5 protein-coding genes and 1 pseudogene are annotated in these 6,623 nt (G+C 63.9%); 3 read left to right on the top strand and 3 right to left on the bottom strand.

Translation table 11 applies throughout. The features are described 5' to 3' along the window. From JF66_RS15250 to JF66_RS15240, 3 genes and pseudogenes are all read left to right on the top strand, one after another. Window positions 1-212: pseudogene (locus tag JF66_RS15250) on the top strand (4-coumarate--CoA ligase family protein); the annotation flags it as partial. After that, a complete protein-coding gene (locus JF66_RS15245; protein WP_035879382.1) occupies window positions 209-1,837 on the top strand; it encodes a GMC family oxidoreductase in 1,629 nt (542 codons plus the stop codon). The pseudogene JF66_RS15250 and the gene JF66_RS15245, both read left to right, overlap by 4 nt. Window positions 1,838-2,104: 267 nt before the next feature. After that, window positions 2,105-3,910, top strand: a complete 1,806-nt coding sequence (locus JF66_RS15240) for an acyl-CoA dehydrogenase (protein WP_051973604.1) — start codon at window positions 2,105-2,107, stop codon at window positions 3,908-3,910. Between the two features lie 116 nt (window positions 3,911-4,026). Here the strand turns inward: JF66_RS15240 and JF66_RS15235 are convergent, their stop codons facing one another. The 3 genes from JF66_RS15235 to JF66_RS15225 form a co-directional block, all read right to left on the bottom strand. After that, complete coding sequence (locus JF66_RS15235; RefSeq protein ID WP_051973603.1) at window positions 4,027-4,959, bottom strand: NAD(P)-dependent oxidoreductase; 933 nt, start codon at window positions 4,957-4,959, stop codon at window positions 4,027-4,029. Between the two features lie 23 nt (window positions 4,960-4,982). Then, window positions 4,983-5,738, bottom strand: coding sequence for an amino acid ABC transporter ATP-binding protein (locus JF66_RS15230; protein WP_035879388.1), 756 nt, complete (start codon window positions 5,736-5,738; stop codon window positions 4,983-4,985). Window positions 5,739-5,821: 83 nt separating this feature from the next. Beyond that, window positions 5,822-6,623 (bottom strand): amino acid ABC transporter permease (locus JF66_RS15225; RefSeq protein ID WP_035879378.1); only part of this gene is annotated, 802 nt, incomplete at its 5' end.

Below are 6,623 nucleotides of genomic sequence, written 5' to 3'. Positions count from 1 at the left end.
TGATCGATGCCGATGGTGAAGAGGTGCCGAAAGCGTTCCTGCGACTGCAGCCGGAGGCCACGCTCACCGGGGAAGACATCATGATCTGGGTCGCCGATCGGGTGGCCCCGCACAAGAAGGTTCGACAGGTGGAAATGATCGACTTCATCCCGAAGTCGGCGTCAGGCAAGATCCTGCGCAAGGATCTGCGGTCAAAAGGAGCGCTCGTATGAGTACCAACACTGAAGAATTCGACTACATCGTCGTCGGTGCCGGATCGGCCGGAGCAGCTGTCGCAGCTCGACTCACCGAAGACGCGAGTATCTCCGTTCTACTGCTCGAAGCCGGTGGTGTCGACGATAAGCAGGAAATCGTCATCCCGGCCGCGTTCCCGAAGCTGTTCAAGTCCGATGCCGACTGGAATTACCAGACCGAGCCGCAGGCAGAGCTGACGGGGCGGTCGATCTACTGGCCACGTGGCAAGGTGCTGGGCGGCTCCTCCTCCCTGAACGCCATGATGTGGGTGCGCGGATTCGCGGCCGACTATGACAACTGGGCACGGCTCGCCAGCCCCGACTGGTCGTACGAGGCGCTCCTGCCGTATTTCCGCAAGGCGGAGGCGGTGGAGGGCAACAGTGATCCCGACCAGGGCACGGACGGCGCGAATTCGATCTCGCATCAGCGCAGTCCTCGATCGCATACGGCCACCTTTCTTGAGGCTGCCGTCGAGGTCGGAATGCCACTCGTCGCGCCGAACTCGGCAAACCCGGAAGGGGTCAGCCAAACGATGGTGAGCCAGCGTGGCGGCATGCGGCACAACACGTCGGCGGCCTACCTGGCGCCGGCAGCCGAGCGCTCCAACCTGGTCGTTCGCACCGGGGCACACGCCACCCGCGTGCTGTTCGAGGGAACCCGCGCTGTCGGTGTCGAGTACCTCAGCGAGGGCACCCCAACCTCCGTCTTCGCGCGCCGCGAGATCGTGCTGAGCGGCGGGGCGGTGAACACACCGCAGTTGCTCATGCTGTCGGGCATCGGTGATGCGACGCACCTCCGCTCCCTGGGAATCACCGTGCTCGTCGATGCTCCCGAGGTCGGGTTGAACATGCGCGACCACCTGTTCGCGGCGCTCGCCGTCGAGACCGACGATGACACCCTCTTCGGTGCCGAGACCGAGGAACAGCTCAACGACTTCGTCTCGCAGCAACGCGGCATGCTCACCTCCAACATTGCGGAGGCGTACGGTTTCGTCAAGACCGACCCATCGCTCGCTTTCCCCGACATCGAGGTGCTCTTCGCGGCCGTGCCCTACATCGGTGAGGGGCTCGTGGCCGCGCCGCGGCACGGCGTCAGTGTCGGCGCTATTCTGCTGCGGCCCAAGAGCCTCGGAACCGTACGACTCGCCTCCGCCGATCCGCTCGCGAAACCCCTGATCGATCCCAATTACCTGAATGATCCGAACGGAGAAGACCGTGACACCTTGCTCGCGGGCCTCGGCGTGTGCGAGCGTATTCTCGCCGCCACGGCCTTCGCTCCCACGCGGGGTGACGGCACGTTCATCCAACCCGCCGGGTCGGATGCTCAGACAGCGGCCGAGCGAGATGCCACGGTGATCGATAAGTTCTCGCCGACCCTGTACCACCCGACGAGCACCGCTCGCATGGGATCGGATGCGGGATCGGTGGTCGACCCAGAGCTGCGTGTTCGCGGCGTTCAGGGACTGCGCATCGCCGACGCGTCGATCATGCCGGAGATCATCCGAGGGCACACGAATGCTCCATCCATCATCATCGGCGAGAAGGCGGCTGATCTCCTGCGCGCATCGGTGCCGACCAGGGTGGAAGCGGCTTCGGTTCGTTGAGGTGGATCCGGCGACGGGGATCGCGCGACAGCGCGCATCCATCCGTCGCCGGATCACGCTGGATTCCGATCGTGGGCGTGGCGACGCGGTCGGCCGCGCTGGCGATGGTGTTGAGTTCCCCACGCGCCCGCCTCAAGCGCGGCGCCTTTGTAGGATTACAACGCCAATGGCGGTGGATTGTCGGCAGAGTTGTAGGGAATCGGCACAAACCGGAACAGATGCTGAGGTCTCACCACGGCACCGACATCCATGGCTACGCTGTCACGCATGAGTGAATTTCGTCCCCAGACAGCCGATATAGCTTTCACGCTCCAGCACGTGGTCGGGTATCCCGGTGTAGCTGCGTTGCCCGGATTCGAGAATGCGGACCTCGACACGGTCGTCGATCTCCTGGAGCAGTGCGGCCAGTTCATGGCCGAGGTGGTCGGCCCCACCAACCGTGCCGGCGATGTGCAGGGCGCCAGGCGCGAGCCGGATGGCACCGTCGTCACCTCCCCGGGCTTCAAGGACGCCTACCGCCAGTACGTTGACACAGGCTGGGGCGCGGTGCCGCTGCCCGAGGAATTCGGTGGCGGTGATTTTCCGCACACGATCGGTTTGGCCATCCAGGAGCTGATGAGCACCGCCAACGTGGCCTTCGCGCTCTGCCCGTTGCTAACCCAGGGCGCCATTGAGGCGCTCCTGTACGGCGGCAGCGATGAACTCAAACAGCGTTTTCTCCCGAAGATGGTCAACGGGGAGTGGACCGGGAGCATGAACCTCACCGAACCCCAGGCGGGGTCCGACGTGGGCGCGCTCACCACCCGGGCCGTCAAGCGTGACGACGGAAGCTACGCGATCACCGGTCAGAAGATCTACATCACCTACGGTGACCACGACATGGCAGAGCAAATTGTTCATCTCGTGCTCGCCCGCCTTGAAGGCGCCCCCGCCGGAACCAAGGGCATTTCGTGCTTTATTGTGCCCAAGTTCCTTGTGAACGACGACGGGTCCCTCGGCGAGCGCAACGGCGTGTCCGCGCTGTCGCTCGAGCACAAGCTCGGCATCCACGGGTCCCCCACCTGCGTGCTCGACTATGACGGTGCCACTGGGTATCTCGTGGGCGAGGAGAACCGGGGCATGCAGATCATGTTCGTCATGATGAACAGTGCGCGCGTTTCGGTGGGAATGCAGGCCGTCGGGATCAGCGAGCGCGCCTATCAGCAGTCGCTCGAGTTTGCCCAGCTTCGGCGTCAGGGTCGGGCCATCGGCGCCACGGAACGCGACTCGGCCATCATCGACTTTCCCGACGTGCGTCGCATGCTGATGACGCAGAAGACCTACATCGCCGCCGCACGCCGGCTCATGCTGCTGAACGCGGTGTACGTCGACCAGAGTACGCACAACCCGGATGCCGCGGTGCGCGCCAGGGCCGACGAGATTGCCGGTCTGCTGACGCCGATCTGCAAGGCCTTCGGCAGTGACCTCGGCAATGAGCTCACCTCCCTCGCCCTGCAAATCCATGGCGGAATGGGCTTCATCGAGGAAACCGGTGCGGCCCAGCACTATCGCGACGTGCGCATCATGGCAATCTACGAAGGCACCAACGGTATCCAGGCCGCGGACCTCGTCGGTCGCAAGTTGGGTGTGCGTGGGGGCGATTCCGCACTCGAGTTTCTCGCGACCATGCGCGATATCCTGCCGGAACTGGCCGCTGCCGGCGACGAGTTCGACTCCATCCGCCAGGCCCTCGATGCGCAACTGGGTGCACTCGACACCGCAACCGAATGGATGCTCCGCACCGGTCCGGCGGACCCGAACGCGGTGCTCGCCGGTTCCGTGCCGTATCTGCGGATGTGGGGACTCTGCGTCGGCGGCTGGCTGCTGGCTCGTTCCGCTCTCGCCGGTGCCGCCACGGGAGACGCGCAGCAGGCCGAAACTCAGCTCGTGATGGCCCGGTTCTACGCTCAGCAGCTGCTGCCGGCGTGCGCCGGTCTGCTCGGCGCCGCGACCGCCGGTGCCGACGACTTGTTCGCGCTCGACGTGGCGCAGCTCTCGGGCACCGAGCGCAGCGCGGTGTCGTCGCAGCGTTGATCGGTCATCCGCTCAGCACGGGCGGATGACCCGTACGGTGACGGGATACGACGCCATCACGCGGGACGTGACCTCAGCGAATGGACCGCCACGAACAGCACCACATGACGTGCCTGTTAGGTGGCCGGTCCCGAAATGGCTCCGGCCGGGCGGCGCCCGTAGAACACGTCCAGGATCGACTGGGTGGCCATCTGGAACAGGTGGGTCTCCGCATTGTCGGAGTACCAGGCACCGTGCGGGCTGAGGACCACGCCCGGGAGAGTCCTCACCCGCGCGGTCTCGCTCAGTGGCTCCTCCTCGAACACATCGAGGCCCGCGCCAGCCAGCTGTCCGCTTTCGATGGCATCGCACAGTGCATCGGTGTCGACAAGAGCACCGCGCGCCACATTCACCACGAAGGTCCCCGGGCGAAGCAGGGCCAACCTGGTGGAGTCAAGCAGGTGGTGAGTCTCGGGGACGAGCGGAACGTGCAGGCTCACGGCATCCGAGTTCTGCAGAGCAGACTCGACGGATTCAGCTCGCGAGACCCCGATCCGGGTGAAGACCTCAGCAGGGGTCAACGGATCGTACGCCTTGACGATCACGCCGAGGGACCTCAGGAGCACCGCCACGGCTTGGGCAATCCGACCGAATCCCACCAGTCCGACCACGGCCCCGCGAATTCGCTTCGGACCACTGAGCGTCACGTCCCATTCCCCGCGGCGAACGCTCGCATCGAGGGCGGGGATCGCTCGCAATCCACCCAGGAGTAGTGCCACAGTGTGCTCAGCGACTTCGTCCGTGCAGTAGCCCGCAGCTGTGCTGACCCACGCTCCGACGGCATTCACGGCCTCAACCGGAACATGGTCGTACCCGGTGGAGCTCACGGCAATGACGCGAAGTCCGGTCAGGTTCGCGACCCCCACCTCGGTGAGCGGGGTTTCCGGGCCGAGGACCACCGCGAAAACCTCGCCCGACGGCGGCAGGGTTGTCGCCGCCACCACATCGAAATGCACGGCGTCTTCCCCCAACGCCGTCTCAATCTGGGCAACGGATGCGAAAGGGTCCATCACGAGGATCCTGCGGCGGGAAGTCATTTCAACACACGGGACAAGAATGCTTTCGTGCGATGGTGGGTCGGCGCGTCGAAGACCTGCTCCGGACGACCGGTCTCCACGATCACACCGTGGTCCATGAAGACAACGTTGTCGGCCACCTCCCGGGCGAATCCGATTTCGTGAGTCACGACAATCATGGTCACGCCGGTTGAGGCAAGGCTGCGCATTACATCAAGAACTTCGCCGACCAGTTCCGGGTCCAGGGCGGATGTGGGCTCGTCGAACAGCATGACTTTGGGCTGCATGGCAAGCGCGCGCGCAATCGCTACGCGCTGTTGCTGGCCTCCGGAGAGTTGGCTTGGATACCGGTCCCCCATCTCGGCGAGACCTACCCTCGCCAACAATCTCTGGGCTCGGTCGCGTAAAGCCGCTGCGCTCTCGCGGCGAAGTCGTGCGGGCGCTTCGGTGATGTTCTGCACCGCCGTCATGTGAGGAAACAGGTTGAAGCCTTGAAAAACCATGCCCAAGCCTTCGCGCTGGCGAGAGATGGCTTTGTTGCCCAGCTCGTGCAGCACATCGCCCTTCCGGCGGTAGCCGATCAGTTCACCGTCAACGGTGATGGTTCCGCTGTCGGGTTTTTCCAGGTGATTCAAGCAGCGCAACAGTGTTGATTTTCCACTGCCCGACGGGCCGAGCACACACGTCACTTCTCCCGATTTCACCTGAAGTGACACGTTCTTGAGAACGTCCACTGCACCGTATGACTTGAACAGATTCGCGGCGTCGACCATCAGCTGACCCGATGTTTCGCGACCCGTGGCGTCCTCGTCTTGTTCTCTCGTCACAATGGCTGTCCTATCGTCATTCAGCGCGCTCATGGGCGCACCCGGTCGGGGGTCAGATTGCGGAGGAGCTGGCGGAGCAGCGGCCGTCGGACGCTACGAGTGCTGCTGCGCATGAGTCGCCTCTCGAGCAAGAATTGCCCGAATGTGGCAATGGTGGTGAGGAGGAGGTACCAGACGGTGGCCACGAGCAGCATCTCCATCGGAGTGAAGTCTCTCGTGCCGATGTATTGGGCATTCGTCAGCAGGTCGCCAGCGCCGATGACAGCGACAAGTGACGTCATCTTGAGAAGAGTGATGAGCTCGTTTCCTGCGGGCGGGATGACCACTTTCATCGCCTGCGGAAGCACGATGCGTCGAAGGACTGCACCGTTCGGCATGCCGAGCGCGGCGCCGGCTTCCTTTTGGCCTGGGTGCACGGCGAGTATTCCGCCGCGCACGATCTCGGCCATGTAGGCGGCTTCGTTCAGGGCGAGCGCCAGCAGGGCAGCCATCACCGGGGTAATGAATACGTTGGTGTCGATGCTGAGTGCACCGAGTCCGAGCCGGGGAAAGAAAAGCGCCAGGTTGTACCAGAGCAGAAGCTGCACGAGCAGGGGCGTGCCGCGGAAAAGCCAGATGTATGCCCCGCTGACTGCAAAGAGTACGACGTTCTTGGACATACGCATGACGGCCAGCAGGATGCCACCCAGAACGCCAATAATGAGGCTCACGACGGTGAGCCAGACGGTCGTCCACAGACCCGACAGGATTGTGGGGTATGCCAGGTACTGGGCAATCACCTCCCACCGGATGGAATCGTTGGTTGCGATGGCGTTCACAAACGCGACAATC

The sequence above is a fragment of the Cryobacterium sp. MLB-32 genome, assembly GCF_000738085.1.
Lineage (GTDB): Bacteria > Actinomycetota > Actinomycetes > Actinomycetales > Microbacteriaceae > Cryobacterium.
Note: the sequence above shows the minus strand (reverse complement) of the source record. Positions and strands in the feature narration are given on the sequence as shown.

What these genes read in the sequence shown, in the direction of transcription:
- JF66_RS15245 (WP_035879382.1), top strand. Translation starts at nt 209, where the DNA reads ATGAGTACCAACACTGAAGAATTCGACTACATCGTCGTCGGTGCCGGA.
- JF66_RS15240 (WP_051973604.1), top strand. Translation starts at nt 2,105, where the DNA reads ATGAGTGAATTTCGTCCCCAGACAGCCGATATAGCTTTCACGCTCCAG.
- JF66_RS15235 (WP_051973603.1), bottom strand. Translation starts at nt 4,959, where the DNA reads ATGGACCCTTTCGCATCCGTTGCCCAGATTGAGACGGCGTTGGGGGAA.
- JF66_RS15230 (WP_035879388.1), bottom strand. Translation starts at nt 5,738, where the DNA reads ATGGTCGACGCCGCGAATCTGTTCAAGTCATACGGTGCAGTGGACGTT.